Source organism: Mesorhizobium sp. IMUNJ 23232 (assembly GCF_044326205.1).
Lineage (GTDB): Bacteria > Pseudomonadota > Alphaproteobacteria > Rhizobiales > Rhizobiaceae > Kumtagia.
Genome location: NZ_JBIRCY010000072.1, coordinates 1 through 14817 on the forward strand (window position 1 = coordinate 1; position 14817 = coordinate 14817).

Here is a 14817-nt window from a genome sequence, read left to right on the forward strand (position 1 = left end):
CCAGATCGTCGACGCCGACGGCGACGAGGTCGACGACTCCTGGGGCTTCAACCTGCGCTTCCAGCGCACGTTCTGATCGACCTTCACAGGTTTAAAAGAAAACCCGGCGGGCAACCGCCGGGTTTTTGTTGTCGGGGGTTCGAATGGCCACGCTGGATTGAAGGCGGCCCGGTGTTTTCTACCCCGCCGGCAAATGTGATGCTGCAGAAAAGGGCCGATGTGGGAGGTCTATAAGCTGGGCGACTTGTCCAGCTTCGCGAGGAAACGTGCGATTCGCTCCGGCAGGTCGCCGGTTTCCAGCATCGGGGGATGTCCCTGGCCGGCGATGGTGATCACTTCCATACCGGAGTGCCGCTGCTCCATCTCCGCGACAGTTCCGGTGGAGAGCAGACGGGTGTTCTCGCCACGAATCACCATGACGGGGACAGCCCGCAGCGCCTCGAACCGCTCCCATAGCGCCGGCAGGGACTGACGGAGGTCCAGCGCGATCACCGTGTTGACCAGCGCCGGATCGTAGTCGGCAACCGGACGCCCGTTCTCGTCGCGGTAGATGGCTTTCACCATTCGCGCCCAGTCCTGATCCGAAAGCGCGGGGAAGTCGGCGCCATGGATGGCGCGTTGCGCCTGTTCCGCTTGCGCGAAGGTCGCGGCGGGAGAGGCGTTTTCGAGATAGGAGCGGATATGCGCCAGGCCGACGGCCTCGACGACCGGGCCGATATCGTTGAAGACGGACGCTTTCAGCACGGACAGCCGCATCGCGGCCAGCATGTGGATGATCAGCCCGCCGCGCGACGTGCCGATGAAGGCCGCCTCGGAAATGCCGAGCGCATCGATGCCGGCCAGAATGTCCTCAGCTTCCGTGACGATGTTGTAGTTCTTCCAGTTGGGATCGTAGGCCGAGGCGCCGCGCCCGCGATAGTCGAAGGCGATAACCCTGCGCGGTGTCTCGGGATGAGTTGAGAGAAACAGCGCAAGCTCATGGAAATCCCGGACATTCCGCGTCAGGCCGGGGAGGCAGACAGCCGGCGTCCTTGCGTGGTCGCCGTCGCCATAGACTCGAGCGTGCAGCCTTAGCCCGTCCTTTGAAAGATAGAAGAAGTCGGTGAAACCGTCGGTCCCCGCCATGCCATGTCTCCAGCCTCGTCGGCTGGATTAGCTACAGGGCGGGACAACCCGGGTCAAACCTGGGCTGGGAGAACAGGCCGGTGCGCGGCTGAAATCCGAAGCGGTCAGCGGCCGTTCACGAGGTCGTGGGCGATGTCGAACGATCCGGTCAGCCGCATCTTGTAGACCTGATAGTTCTCCATCACGCGCTGCACGTAGCTGCGGGTCTCCGCGAAGGGAATGCGCTCGATCCAGTCGACCACCGTGTCGAGATCCTTGCCGCGCGGATCGCCGTATCGTGCCACCCAATCCCGCGCGCGGCCCGGCCCGGCATTGTAGCCGGCGAAGGTGAGCACGTAGGAGCCGCTGAATTTTCCGAGTTGCTCCCCGAGGAAGGCAGCCCCCAGCGTGGCATTGTAGCCGGCGTCGGTCGTCAGCTTCTGTGACGAGAAGGCGAGGCCGGCCTTTTTGGCAACGTCCTTCGCCGTATTCGGCATCAATTGCAGCAGGCCGCGGGCGCCGGCGCCGGAAACCGCGCCGACATTGAACTCGCTTTCCTGCCGGGCAATGGCATAGGCCAGCGCCTTTCCCGAGCCGGAGATATTGGCCGAGGATGGGATCGCGCCGACCGGGTGTGAGAGGGCGCCGATGTCGAGGCCGCGTGCCGCGGCGATCTTGCCGACCTTCAGGCCGAGATAGTGGTTGCCGCGATCCTCCGCCATCGCCGCCAGCAGCGCCAGTTCGCCCGGGTTGGTCAACTGTCCGGCAAGGTCGCGGTACAGCGTGTCGGCTAGGCTGGCATAGCCCGCGCCCTCCAGCCGCTTGATCGCCTGGACGGCCTCGCGATGCGCGAAATCGCGGCGGTCGCTGTCGCTCGGCGTGGGGGAGGCAACGTTGATCGCCATACGTCCGATCTTCTCGGCGGCGAGTTGGCCGTAGAAGCTGGTGCCGTAGGTCGCGGCGCGCTGGTAATAGGCTTTTGCGCTTCCCGGTCCGCCGGCCTCGGCGGCGCGTCCCAGCCAATAATAGGCGCGCGACAGCGAGATCGGACCGTCCGCAATCTCGGCGATGTGGGCGAAATGCTCCGCGCCCGCTTTGGCGTCGCCCAGGCCACGGAACGCATACCAGCCTGCGTGGAACTCGGCATCGGCCTGGTTGACGGCGCTTTCGGCGGAATGTGCGGCGACGATGCGGTAGGCGGTCTTCACGTCGCCGGCGTCGACCAGTTCGCGCGACAGCGTGCGCCGTTCGATCCACCACGCATCCGGGTCGATCAGGTCGGCGCGATCTTTCGGCGCCTTCAGCATGACCGCCGCCGCCTCGGCGAATTTTTCGGTGCGCCGCAGATATTTCGCCTTGGCGAACAGATAGCCGGCGTGGCGTTGCGCGGTAGGGACCGCGTCGAGCAGCTTGCCGGCCGTACGGTCGCCCTTGGCGGCTGCTGCCCAGGCGTCGAATAGTGGCCTGGCGCCGGCCAGGTCGGCGACGCGCCTGGCCGAATTCATCCGGTCGGCATAAAGCATGCGCTCCATGCGGATGCGTTGGTCTTCGGGGGGAATGATCGCACCGAATTCCTTGATGATGGCGGCCTCGTCGTCGGCATCCAGCTTCTCGGTTCGCCAGAATGGCGAAAGCATCGCGCGGGCCGCGCCTACATCTCCGAGCGCCACATAGGAGCGGGCGAGGATGATGGCGCCTTCCGCCGTCTGTGGCGGTGTCCCGCCAAACGCCTTGATGACGATCTGCGGCGCGGGTTCCTCGCGCAGCAAAGCCCGTTCGCTGTTGCGGCGAAAAGCTTCCGCGCCGGGCCAGCCGCGCAGCGTCTGCGCCGCCGCCGCTATGTCGGCGCTGGGCACGAGCCTGCCGCCCTTCAGCGCGATCGCCCAGGCGAGGATGTGGCGGTCGAGCGCTGAAGCGGGCAGGCTGTCGCGGATGACCCGTGACGCGAGCACGTCGCCCGACGACAGGGCGTCCAGACCGGCCTTCAACTGCGCGCTACTCGGCCCGCCGATGCGGTCGCCCTTGCCGGTAACGGCGATCGGGATGCCGGCGGTGGTCTGCCCGTCGAGCGTGGCGGCGATGGCGATGACCGGCACGGCCGCCACCAGGGCGGCCAGCAACATCGGCCGGCGATGCCATTGGGTGCGTCTGCCCATCAGGCTTCCCTGTCCTGGTCCAGTACAAAGAGGAGCGGGTGCTGGCATGCTAGGTGTTGATGGTGAACGGCCTGTAAACGAAAGGCTGGAACAACCGTTCGGATTGTCCCGGAGGCGATCCTTGCGGCAGCACCATGTCAAGACTATGGTGCGCGGCCCCGCTTTCCTTTAGAAGGCGGCGCAATCGAAAAACATGAATGCAGCCGGCAGGTTGCTGGGAGAATGACCAGATGTTGAGAGGTTCGTTGACCGCGCTCGTGACGCCGTTCGACAAGAACGGGGCGCTGGCCGAGAAAACGTTCCGCGACCTGGTCGAGTGGCAGATCGCGGAAGGCACCAAGGGCCTCGTTCCGGTCGGCACGACTGGAGAATCGCCGACGCTGTCGCATGACGAGCACCGCCAGGTGGTGAAGGCCTGCGTCGAGGCGGCGAAGGGCCGCGTGCCGGTGGTCGCCGGGGCGGGATCGAACAACACGGAGGAAGCCGTTGGCCTTGTCCAGTATGCGGAAAAGGCGGGGGCCGATGCCGTGCTGGTGGTCACGCCCTACTACAACAAGCCGACGCAGCGCGGGCTCTATCTGCATTTTGCAACGGTTGCCAAGGCGACCAAACTGCCGGTCATCATCTACAACATCCCGCCGCGCTCGGTCATCGACATGACGCCGGAAACGATGGGCAGGCTTGCGCACGACTTCAAGAACATCGCCGGCGTCAAGGACGCCACCGGCAAGGTCGAGCGTGTTTCCGAACAGCGCCTGACCTGCGGTAAGGATTTCATCCAGCTTTCGGGCGAGGATGCCTCGGCGCTGGGCTTCAACGCGCATGGCGGCGTCGGCTGCATTTCAGTCACATCCAATGTCGCGCCCCGCCTGTGCTCGGAGTTCCAGGAGGCGACGCTGACCAACGACAAGGACAAGGCGCTGGAATTGCAGGACCGCCTGATGCCGCTGCACAAGGCGATCTTCCTTGAACCGGGCCTTGCCGGCGCGAAATACGCGCTGTCGCGGCTGGGCAAGGTGGAAAATGTCGTGCGCTCGCCGCTGACCACGGTCGAAGAAGGCACCGCCGAGAAGATCGAAGCGGCGATGAAGCACGCCGGCTTGATTAACTGACGCCGGTGCATCATCTGATGGCGCCATGAACCAGGTCCGAAAAGCCGATCCCAACAACAAGACCGTTGCCGAAAACCGCAAGGCGCGTTTCTCCTACGAGATACTCGACACGGTCGAGGCCGGCCTTGTGCTGACGGGCACCGAGGTGAAGTCGCTGCGCCAGGGGCAGGCGAACATCCAGGATTCCTACGCCTCCAACGAAGGCGGCGAGATCTGGCTGATCAATTCCTATCTGCCAGAATATCTTCAGGCCAACCGCTTCAACCATGAGCCGCGCCGCCGCCGAAAGCTGCTCTTGAACAAGCGCCAGATGTCGCGGCTGACCCAGAGCGTCGAGCGCGATGGCATGACCATGGTGCCGCTCAAGATCTATTTCAACGACAGGGGCCGCGCCAAGCTGCTGCTCGGCGTCGCGCGCGGCAAGAAGCTTCACGACAAGCGCGAGACCGAGAAGGCCCGCGACTGGTCACGCGAAAAGGGCCGGCTGCTCAAGGATCGCGGCTGACATTTTGCGTCGGCGTCCCGGGCGCTGGCGGCGCACAGTCCGGTTGCTGATTCGGGCTATAAAGTTTTCCACACTGACGATTTTCGCGGTGATTTCGCTTCGCGCGCGTGCGCTTTCGCCGCGGGCGCGTGACGATTTTTGCTGGCTGCTTTCGTTCACGTTTGCTTGACATGCCGGCCAAAACCGGCCAGCAAATCGATTCGAAAAGGGGTTCTTGTCAGGTGTCGGAGGTTTGTGGGCCATCGTTGTGATGCGCCCCGCGTAGAAAAGGCGTTTGGGAAAAGGGATTGGTTAACCATCATTGTCCATCTTTTGAGTCGATGAGCGACAGGCGGGGCGTGCCGACGGTGCGTCGGGGGATCACTCCTCGGACTGATGATCATGAAGGCTGTGCGGCCGGTTGCCGCGGGGCCGGCTCAAGGAAGACGGGTGCGTAATGGCGTTCGTGAGTAAGAATGGCCGCGTCGGCGGCGCCGGGGGATCGCGTTCAAAGACGTTCACCCCCGATCGAATGGTTCGCTGGGTTGCACTTCCATGTGCGGGTGCAGCACTGGCCCTATGGTCGGTAACGCTGCTGGCCGGCGTCAGTTCCATAGGCTCGTCTTTCGCGTCCTCTTCAAACCTAATGCCGCAGGGGCTTGTCGCGCCGACGGAGGTCGCCTCCCTCGATCCGGCCAAGCGGGAAACCCTGCTTCGCCAAGTGCGTGCCTCCCTCATTCCAAGCACTAGCGCTTCCAAGAAAAACGCACGCCTCGCCACAACGACGCTTGCGCCAGCTACCGGCAGCGTGGCCGAACGAGAAGAAGGCCGCTTCGAGCAGGTTGTCGCCAGCGCGGCGCTGACGCCGCAAAAAATGGCCGCTGCATTCGCGCGGGCCGGGCTCGTCGCAAAGGCGCCGGAAACCACCAAGGCCAGGGTGGCGAAGCTGTCGCCGTCAGCGCGTGACGCTTCCCTGCCGAAGGCGGCCGAGGAGCGTTTCGCCCGGTTGCCCAGCCAGGCCGTTCCGGTGCTGGAGCGTTTTGCCCGCGGTGGCGATGGTGAGGTCCAGCCGAACTCCGAAGTGCTCCTGGCCTATGCCGATCCGTCGCCTTTCGCGGCGAGTGGCGCGTTGTCGGACGCCAGCGTGCTGGAAAACAACGGCCTCGTCATGCGGAGCCCGCTTGAAGACGGCAGCGAGGACAGCGCCGCCCTTCCCGGTTACGAAGATACCCCGGACAGCAGCCCGCTGCCGCTTCGCCGCCCGCGCTCGGACGACGACAAGCGCACCGACGATCGCAAGCGCCAGGACGACAGCAGGCGTTCGGACGAACGCAGGCGTCCCAATGAAGACAAATCCACCGACGACGATAGACGTGCCAATGACAACAGGCGCCCGGACTCTGGCAAAAGCCAGGATGACAGTCAGCGCGCCGACGACAGGCAGCCGTCGAACGATCGGCCGACGCCCCCGACCAACAAGTCGCAATCTGGCGGCTCCAAAATGGCTTTCGCCAAGCCCGACGCCCCCGAGAGAGAGCGCGGCGGCGGCATCTTCAAGAATTTCCTGGGAACGCCCAGGGCCGGCGGCGGCACGGCCGTCTACGACATCAGCGCCCAGGTGGTCTACATGCCGGACGGCTCCAAACTCGAAGCGCATTCGGGCATAGGCGCCATGGCGGACAATCCGCGCTACGTGCACGTCAAGATGAAGGGGCCGACGCCGCCCGGCACCTACAACCTCACCATGCGCGAGAAGCGTTTTCACGGCGTAGAGGCGGTGCGGATGTTGCCCGCCAACGGGAAGGTGGCGCACAACCGCGACGGGATTCTGGCACATTCTTATCTTCTGCGCGGTGGCCGCGCGGAGTCACACGGCTGCGTCGCGTTCAAGGACTACAACCGCTTTCTGACAGCTTTCAAGAAGGGAAAGGTCAAGCGCATTGTCGTGGTTCCCGGCGGCGGCAAGTCGAAAAGACCGGTTCAGGTCGCTTCGGCGCGCAGCTGAGACGGATTTCCGCTAAAGCATCGAGGTGGTCGGCGACGAGTGATCGAGGAGCCGGCGTGGCGGTCGGCGCCGGCCTCACTCCGACGCCCGGATATACTCCGCGATCCGTTCAAACACGCCGACGAACATTTCCTCCGTCAGCACGCCGGTATTCGTGTTGTAGCGCGAGCAATGGTAGCTGGAGAACAGTTTTACCCCGCCGATCTCGGCGGCCGCACCGTGCTTGAACGGAAAGGCGGCGATCCGTCCGCCGAAAGCGCGAACCGTCGACTGGTGCGCGATGGCGCCAAGCGTCAGCACGGCTTGCAGATTGGGAAAACGTGAGAAGGCCGGCGACAGGAATTGGCGGCAGGTGGTGATCTCCGCCGGCGTCGGCTTGTTTTCCGGCGGCACGCAGCGCACGGCATTGACGATAGCCGTGCTGGCCAGTTCCAGCCCGTCGTCCGGGCGCGCCTGGTAGATGCCAAGCGCCAGGCCGAAACGGATCAGCGTGCGATAGAGAAGATCGCCTGCATAGTCGCCGGTGAACGGCCGGCCGGTGCGGTTCGCCCCGCGCAGCCCAGGCGCCAGCCCGACGATCAGCAGTCGAACCGAGTCCTCGCCCTCCGGCGGCAGGAACGTCGGGACAGGCGCGTTGAACCAATCGGGCTCGCGCACCCGCCATTCGGTGATGAAGTCATGCAGGCGCGGACAGAGCGGGCAGTCGCGCGACGGCTCGGCGTTCACCGCCGATCCCGTCAGTATTCGTCCTCGGCGGCCGCCGGCTCGGTGCGCCGAACAGGCCGTTCGGAGGGATCGCGCCCGACTTCTCCCTTCAGCGTCATCAGGTCGATGAAGTGGTCGGCCTGGCGGCGCAGATCGTCCGAGATCATCGGCGGCTGCGAGGCCATTGTCGACACGATGCTGACCTTGCGGCCGCGCCGCTGCAGCGCCTCGACCAGCGTGCGGAAATCGCCGTCGCCGGAGAAGATCACGTAGTGGTCGACATAATCGGCGAGTTCCATGGCATCGATGGTGAGCTCGATATCCATGTTGCCCTTGATCTTGCGGCGTCCGGTCGAGTCTGTGAACTCCTTGGCCGGCTTGGTCACCACCTTGTAGCCATTGTAGTCGAGCCAGTCGATCAGAGGGCGGATCGAAGAGTATTCCTGGTCCTCGACCAGGGCCGTATAATAATAGGCACGCAGCAGGTAGCCGCGTTTCTGGAACGAGGAGAGAAGCTTGCGGTAATCGATATCGAAGCCGAGCGACCGGGAGGTCGCGTACAGGTTTGCGCCATCGATGAACAATGCGATTTTTTCGCGAGGGTCGAACATAACTGGAATGTCCTTGGTCAAAACAATCGGGCGGTGCAACAATCTTGCGGCGGATTCAGGCTCGCGGAGAAAATCCGCTGCGCATCGTCTATACCTATGAGATACCGCCTTGCCGGCGGCTTTCCAAGGTCGGTCACGAAAATGTAATAGGCCTTGATGCCACATCCGACCGGCTACGATGGATTCGGTGGGTATCGTACGACCACGGGCTTGTCACCAAGCTTGTTTTCTGCCGTCTTTCGGGTTATGCACCGCGCCGGCTTTCCATCACATCCAGGTATGAAAGGGGCAGTTCATGGCCCGCGTAACCGTTGAAGACTGCATCGACAAGGTCGACAACCGCTTCGAGCTCGTTCTGCTTGCCGGCCACCGCGCCCGCCAGATCAGCCAGGGTGCGTCGATCACCGTGCCACGCGACAACGACAAGAACCCGGTTATCGCGCTGCGCGAGATCGCCGACGAGACGCTCTCGCCGGGCGACCTCAAGGAAGACCTGATCCACTCGCTGCAGAAGCATGTCGAGGTCGACGAGCCCGAGAGCGACGGAGCCGAGATTGCCGACCAGACGGTCGCCGCGGCCGGCGAGATCGTCGAGCAGGACGACGACAGCAACATCGCCTTCGATCGCATGTCGGAAGAAGAACTGCTGGCCGGCATCGAAGGCCTCGTCGCTCCGGAAAAAAGCGACGATTACTAGGACTTGGCTTATGCTGCGGGCCTTTCGTGACCCGCGGATCATGGTTATCTATCGAATGCGCCGTGTCTCCGACGCGGCGCATGTTTTTTGGTGGGTGCGGACATTTGAGCCATGATGCGTCAATATGAGCTTGTCGAGCGCGTCCAGCGCTACAAGCCTGACGTGAACGAGACCCTGCTCAACAAGGCCTATGTCTATGCCATGCAGAAGCATGGCCACCAGAAACGGGCGTCCGGCGACCCGTATTTCTCGCACCCGCTGGAAGTTGCGGCGATCCTGACCGACATGCATCTCGACGAGTCGACGGTGGCGGTGGCGCTGCTGCACGACACGATCGAGGACACGTCCGCCACCCGCCAGGAAATCGACCAGCTCTTCGGTCCCGATATCGGCAAGCTGGTCGAGGGCCTGACCAAGCTGAAGAAGCTCGATCTCGTCTCCAAGAAGGCCGAACAGGCGGAAAACCTGCGAAAACTGCTGCTGGCGATCTCGGAGGATGTCCGCGTCCTGCTGGTCAAGCTCGCCGACCGGCTGCACAACATGCGCACGCTCGACCACGTGCCGGAAGGCAAGCGCCTGCGCATCGCCGAGGAGACGATGGACATCTATGCGCCGCTGGCCGGCCGCATGGGCATGCAGGGCATGCGCGAGGAGCTTGAGGAACTCGCTTTCCGCTACATCAATCCCGAAGCCCACCGCATGGTCACGGCGCGGCTGACCGACATATTCGAGCGCAACCGGGGCGTGGTCGCAGAGATCGAGGGGCAACTGTCGGCGCTCTTCGAGAAGCGATCGATCAAGGCCAAGGTCAAGAGCCGGCAGAAGAAGCCCTGGTCGGTGTTCCGCAAGATGGAATCGAAGGCGCTGTCGCTGGAGCAGCTTTCGGACCTGTTCGGTTTCAGGGTGGTCGTCGACACCGTCGAAGACTGCTACCGTGCGCTGGGCGCCATCCACACGACCTGGTCGATGGTTCCCGGTCGCTTCAAAGACTACATCTCGACGCCGAAGCAGAACGACTATCGCTCGATCCACACGACCATAGTCGGCCCGTCGCGCCAGCGCGTCGAACTGCAGATCCGCACTTTCGAGATGAACACCGTCGCCGATTATGGCGTGGCGGCGCATGCGCTCTACAAGGACGGTCGGACGAAGCTGAACGGGGCGGCGCATTCGATCTCCAAGGAGACGAACGCCTATGCCTGGCTGCGCCGCACCATCGAGCAGCTTGCCGAGGGCGACAATCCAGAGGAATTCCTGGAAAACACCAAGCTCGAGCTTTTCCAGGACCAGGTTTTTTGCTTCACGCCGAAGGGCATGCTGATCGCGTTGCCGCGCGGCGCTACGCCGATTGATTTCGCCTACGCTGTCCACACCGAGGTCGGAGACTCCTGCGTCGGCGTCAAGATCAACGGCCGCATCATGCCGCTGATGACCGAATTGAAGAACGGCGACGAGGTCGAGATCATCCGCTCCAAGGGCCAGGTGCCGCCCGCCGCCTGGGAATCGATCGTCGTCACCGGCAAGGCGCGGGCGGCGATCCGCCGCGCCACCAAGAACGCCATCCGCAAGCAATATTCGGGGCTGGGCCTGCGCATCCTGGAGCGCGTCTTCTCCCGAGCCGGCAAGGAATACACCAAGGAAAGCCTGAAGCCGGTGCTCGCGCGCCTCGCCCGCAAGGACGTCGAAGACGTGCTGACCGCCGTCGGCCGTGGCGAACTGGCCTCCGGCGACGTGTTGCGCGCCGTCCACCCCGACTACAAGGAAGAGCGCATCACCACGCCGCTGCCGACCCGCCGCGAGGAGGGTTGGTCCAAGATCCGCAACGCCGCCGGCATGCTGTTCCAGATACCGGGCCGCGCCGCGCGCAAGGACCGCAAGGAACAGAAGGACGGCGACGCGGTGCCGATCCGTGGCGTGCGCGGCGACCTGCCTGTGCGCTTCGCGCCTGATGGCGCCGTGCCCGGCGACCGCATCGTCGGCATCATGCAGCCGGGCGTCGGCATCACCATCTATCCGATCCAGTCGCCGGCCCTGACCGATTTCGACGACCAGCCGGAGCGCTGGATCGACGTGCGCTGGGACATCGACGAGAGCAACCGCGAGCGCTTCCCGGCCCGCATTTCCGTGACCGCGATCAACGCGCCGGGCTCGCTGGCCGAGATCGCCCAGATCGTCGCCGTCAACGACGCCAACATCCATTCGCTGTCCATGGTGCGCACTGCGCCGGATTTCACAGAGATGCAGATCGACCTGGAAGTCTGGGACCTGAAGCACCTCAATCGGCTGCTGTCGCAACTGAAGGAATCACCCGCCGTCAGCGAGGCGAAGCGGGTCAATGGCTGATCGTTGTCTGGAGCACGAATGAACACGGACGAAGTCTTGTCAATCTTCCGCGAGGCAGGGGCGGTGCTGGAAGGGCACTTCATCCTCACCTCCGGCCTGCGCAGCCCTGTCTTCCTGCAAAAGGCTCGCGTTTTCATGCATGCCGACAAGACCGAGCGCTTGTGCAAGGCGCTGGCCACGAAAATCCGCGAAACCGTGCCAGGCCGCATCGACTACGTCGTCGGGCCTGCGGTCGGCGGGCTGATCCCGGCCTACGAGACCTCGCGCCATCTCGGCGTGCCAGCGATCTGGGTCGAGCGCGAGCAGGGCGTGTTCCGCCTGCGCCGCTTCGAGATCGAGAAGGGCGCGCGCGTCGTCATTGTCGAGGACATCGTCACCACGGGCCTGTCGATCCGCGAGACGATCGCCTGCCTGCGTGAAATCGGGGCCGAGGTCCTGGCCGCCGCCTGCATCATCGACCGTTCCGCCGGCAAGACCGACGTCGGCGTGCCGCTGGTGGCGCTCGCCGAATACGAGGTGCCGGCCTATCCCGTGGACAATCTGCCGCCCGAACTCGCGGCGATCCCGGCGGTCAAGCCCGGCAGCCGGAATATCTGACCCATGATCATCGGCATCGGCAGCGACCTGATCGACATCCGCCGCATCGAGAGCTCGCTCGACCGTTACGGCGAGCGTTTCGTCAAGCGCATCTTCACCGACCTGGAGCAGGCCAAGGCGGAAAGCAGGCGCGAGCGCGCCGCGACCTACGCGAAACGCTTCGCCGCCAAGGAGGCCTGCTCCAAGGCGCTCGGCACTGGCATGGCGCGGGGCGTGTTCTGGCGCGACATGGGGGTGGTCAATCTGCCGGGCGGCAGGCCGACCATGCAGCTCACCGGCGGCGCGGCCAAACGCCTGAAATCCATGCTGCCTGCGGGCCATCGCGCCGAGATTCACCTGACGATCACCGACGATCATCCGCTCGCTCAGGCATTTGTGATCATCGAGGCACTACCCGCCGAACAACAGCCATGATTATGGCATTGAAGGCGGCCGCGCGGCGTTGCTCCGCTTGGCGCTAGCCCTTATACCGGAACGACGACGACCGAGGACGACATGAGCGTGGCCGAGAAGACTGTGAAGAAATCCGGGGGGCTTGGCGAGACCGTCAACGTCATCATCCAGGCGCTGATTCTCGCCCTCATCATCCGCACCCTCCTGTTCCAGCCGTTCTCGATCCCGTCCGGCTCGATGCGTCCGACGCTGCTCGAAGGCGACTATCTGTTCGTGACCAAATGGGCCTACGGCTATTCGCGCTATTCGCTGCCGTTCTCGCCGAACCTGTTTTCCGGCCGCATCTTCGGCAGTGCTCCGGAGCGCGGTGACGTGGCGGTGTTCAAGTTCCCGCCCAATCCGGCGCTCGACTACATCAAGCGGGTCATCGGCCTGCCTGGCGACCGCATCCAGATGCGTGACGGCCAGCTCTTCATCAACGGCGAGGGCGTGCCGCGCGTGAAGACGGGACAGATAGAAAACCCCGACATTACCGGGGAGTTCAACGATCCGCGACCGATTGATGTTTATCGAGAGACGCTGCCCAACGGTGTGTCCTACGAAACGCTCGACCTGACACCTAACGGCATTAGCGACAACACCCGCGAGTTCATCGTGCCGCCCGACCATTATTTCATGATGGGCGACAACCGCGACAACTCCTCCGACAGCCGCGTCTTCGGCTTTGTTCCCGATGAAAACCTCGTCGGCCGCGCCAACGTCATCTTCTTCTCGATCGCCGGCGGCGCCAGCCCGCTGGAGATCTGGAAATGGCCGACCGAGATGCGGCCGACCCGCCTGTTCAACTTCGTCAGATAGGGCGATGGGGCTGAAACGGCCGAAGGGAGATGCCCTGGCAATCGCACTGCGGGATCGCACTGGCTACAGTTTTCGCGACATCGCGCTGCTGCAGACGGCGTTGACCCACTCCAGCGCGGTCAAGGCCAAGACCAACAACGAGCGCCTCGAATTCCTCGGCGACCGCGTGCTCGGCCTGGTCGTGGCGGAGATGCTGTTCCGCCTGTTTCCCGATGCCCGCGAAGGCGACCTGGCGCCGCGCTTCAACGCGCTGGTCGATGCCCGCACCTGCGGCGCGATCGGGCTCGAACTCGGCCTCGATCAGTTGATCCGGGCGGATGCGGCGGTGAAGGCGGGCAAGGGCGGCAACTATCTGTCCGACGCAGTCGAGGCGCTGATTGCGGCCATCTATCTCGACGGCGGCATGGAGCCGGCGCGTGCCTTCATCATGCGTTACTGGGAGCCGCGCTCACGGAGCGTCATCGACAAACCGCGCAATCCAAAATCCGAATTGCAGGAATGGGTGGCGCAGGCGAATGGCGCGCGGCCCGAATACGTCATAGAGAGACGTGAAGGACCGGACCATCAGCCGGTGTTCACCGTCGCGGTGAATGTCTCCGGCTTCGCGCCGTCGCGCGCCAGCGGACCGTCCCGCCGCGCCGCTGAAGAGGCGGCGGCAACGGAATTCCTGCTGCGCGAAGGCGTGTGGTCAGGCGAAAGGGCGGCTTCATGACCGACATCCCATCCACCGAGACCCACTCCGGCTTTGTCGCGCTGATCGGCGCGCCGAACGCCGGCAAGTCCACCCTGGTCAACCGGCTGGTCGGCGCGAAAGTCTCGATAGTCACCCACAAAGTGCAGACGACGCGCGCCATCGTGCGCGGTATCGCCACGCACGGGCAGGCGCAGATCGTCTTCGTCGACACCCCCGGCATCTTCAAGCCGCGCCGCCGGCTCGACGAGGCGATGGTGACCACCGCCTGGGGTGGCGCCAAGGACGCCGACGTCGTCATGCTGCTGATCGACGCCGAGCGCGGCATTCGCGGCGACGCCGAGACGATCTTGGACAATCTCAAAAATGTGCGGCAGCCGAAGATCCTGATCCTCAACAAGGTCGACCGGGTGAAGCCCGAGGCGCTGCTGACCATGGCCAAGGAAGCCAACGAACGCGCCGAGTTCCAGCGCACCTTCATGGTCTCGGCGCTGACCGGAACCGGCTGCGACGACATTCTCGACTATCTCGCCGCCTCGCTGCCGTCCGGCCCCTGGTATTATCCCGAGGACCAGCTTTCCGACCTGCCGATGCGCCAGCTCGCCGCCGAGATCACGCGCGAAAAACTGTTCCTGCGCCTCCACCAGGAGCTTCCCTACTCGTCCCATGTCGAAACCGAAAAATGGGAGGAGAAGAAGGACGGCTCGGTGCGCATCGAGCAGACCATCTATATCGAGCGCGAGAGCCAGAAAAAGATCGTGCTCGGCGCCAAGGGCGAGACCATCCGCGCCATCGGCCAAGCCTCGCGAAAGGACCTGTCCGAGATCCTCGAACAGCCGGTCCACCTGTTCCTGTTCGTAAAGGTGCGCGAGAACTGGAGCGACGATCCGGAACGCTTTCGCGAGATGGGGCTGGAGTTTCCGAGATAGGGATAGGGTGCCGCAGATATGCGCCACCCTACCGAGATTAACGGTCCGCTTGGCAGGTGTCGGCTCCCGCCTTTGCCGGACATCTGTTTAGACACGCACGCTTGTGTTCGGCCCGCAAGACAGACCGAACGC

General features: G+C 64.0%; 14 protein-coding genes. 10 read left to right on the plus strand and 4 right to left on the minus strand.

The annotated features are described in order from the left end of the window. Nucleotides 1-228 precede the first annotated feature (228 nt). A complete protein-coding gene (locus ACH196_RS32610; protein ID WP_396651008.1) occupies nucleotides 229-1125 on the minus strand; it encodes an alpha/beta fold hydrolase in 897 nt (298 codons plus the stop codon). Nucleotides 1126-1229: 104 nt separating this feature from the next. Next, nucleotides 1230-3260 carry a lytic transglycosylase domain-containing protein gene (locus ACH196_RS32615; protein WP_396651009.1) on the minus strand — a complete coding sequence of 677 codons (2031 nt, stop codon included), beginning with the start codon at nucleotides 3258-3260 and terminating at the stop codon, nucleotides 1230-1232. Nucleotides 3261-3490: 230 nt separating this feature from the next. Between ACH196_RS32615 and dapA the strand changes: the two genes are divergently transcribed. From dapA to ACH196_RS32630, 3 genes are all read left to right on the plus strand, one after another. Continuing rightward, a complete protein-coding gene (gene dapA / locus ACH196_RS32620; protein WP_396651010.1) occupies nucleotides 3491-4372 on the plus strand; it encodes a 4-hydroxy-tetrahydrodipicolinate synthase in 882 nt (293 codons plus the stop codon). A gap of 25 nt (nucleotides 4373-4397) precedes the next feature. Then, a complete protein-coding gene (smpB, locus tag ACH196_RS32625; RefSeq protein WP_396651011.1) occupies nucleotides 4398-4877 on the plus strand; it encodes an SsrA-binding protein SmpB in 480 nt (159 codons plus the stop codon). A 787-nt stretch (nucleotides 4878-5664) separates the two neighbouring features. Then, the gene (locus ACH196_RS32630) at nucleotides 5665-6861 is read left to right on the plus strand and encodes a DUF2778 domain-containing protein (protein WP_396651012.1); all 1197 of its coding nucleotides are present in this window, start codon (nucleotides 5665-5667) and stop codon (nucleotides 6859-6861) included. Nucleotides 6862-6936: 75 nt separating this feature from the next. On the opposite strand, the gene ACH196_RS32635 is transcribed toward ACH196_RS32630, so the two are convergent. Together ACH196_RS32635 and ACH196_RS32640 are read right to left on the minus strand one after the other, a co-directional pair. After that, nucleotides 6937-7587, minus strand: coding sequence for a uracil-DNA glycosylase (locus tag ACH196_RS32635; RefSeq protein ID WP_396651013.1), 651 nt, complete (start codon nucleotides 7585-7587; stop codon nucleotides 6937-6939). 11 nt (nucleotides 7588-7598) lie between these two features. Further along, the gene (locus tag ACH196_RS32640; protein ID WP_396651014.1) at nucleotides 7599-8177 is read right to left on the minus strand and encodes an NYN domain-containing protein; all 579 of its coding nucleotides are present in this window, start codon (nucleotides 8175-8177) and stop codon (nucleotides 7599-7601) included. 295 nt (nucleotides 8178-8472) lie between these two features. On the opposite strand from ACH196_RS32640, the gene rpoZ reads away from it, so the two are divergent. From rpoZ to era, 7 genes are all read left to right on the plus strand, one after another. Beyond that, a complete protein-coding gene (gene rpoZ / locus ACH196_RS32645) occupies nucleotides 8473-8874 on the plus strand; it encodes a DNA-directed RNA polymerase subunit omega (protein WP_396651015.1) in 402 nt (133 codons plus the stop codon). A 111-nt stretch (nucleotides 8875-8985) separates the two neighbouring features. Beyond that, entirely contained in the window at nucleotides 8986-11217 is a 2232-nt protein-coding gene (locus tag ACH196_RS32650) for a RelA/SpoT family protein (RefSeq protein ID WP_396651016.1), read from the plus strand. 18 nt (nucleotides 11218-11235) lie between these two features. After that, nucleotides 11236-11814 carry an orotate phosphoribosyltransferase gene (gene pyrE / locus ACH196_RS32655; RefSeq protein ID WP_396651017.1) on the plus strand — a complete coding sequence of 193 codons (579 nt, stop codon included), beginning with the start codon at nucleotides 11236-11238 and terminating at the stop codon, nucleotides 11812-11814. A gap of 3 nt (nucleotides 11815-11817) precedes the next feature. After that, nucleotides 11818-12228 (plus strand): holo-ACP synthase, encoded by a 411-nt coding sequence (gene acpS / locus ACH196_RS32660; RefSeq protein WP_396651018.1) that lies wholly within the window; start codon nucleotides 11818-11820, stop codon nucleotides 12226-12228. A gap of 81 nt (nucleotides 12229-12309) precedes the next feature. After that, nucleotides 12310-13065: a signal peptidase I gene (gene lepB, locus ACH196_RS32665; RefSeq protein ID WP_396651019.1), complete on the plus strand. Its 756-nt coding sequence runs from the start codon at nucleotides 12310-12312 to the stop codon at nucleotides 13063-13065. 4 nt (nucleotides 13066-13069) lie between these two features. Beyond that, nucleotides 13070-13777, plus strand: a complete 708-nt coding sequence (rnc, locus tag ACH196_RS32670; protein ID WP_396651020.1) for a ribonuclease III — start codon at nucleotides 13070-13072, stop codon at nucleotides 13775-13777. Beyond that, nucleotides 13774-14685 carry a GTPase Era gene (gene era, locus ACH196_RS32675; protein ID WP_396651021.1) on the plus strand — a complete coding sequence of 304 codons (912 nt, stop codon included), beginning with the start codon at nucleotides 13774-13776 and terminating at the stop codon, nucleotides 14683-14685. Before rnc ends, era begins: the two co-directional genes overlap by 4 nt. Nucleotides 14686-14817 lie beyond the last annotated feature (132 nt).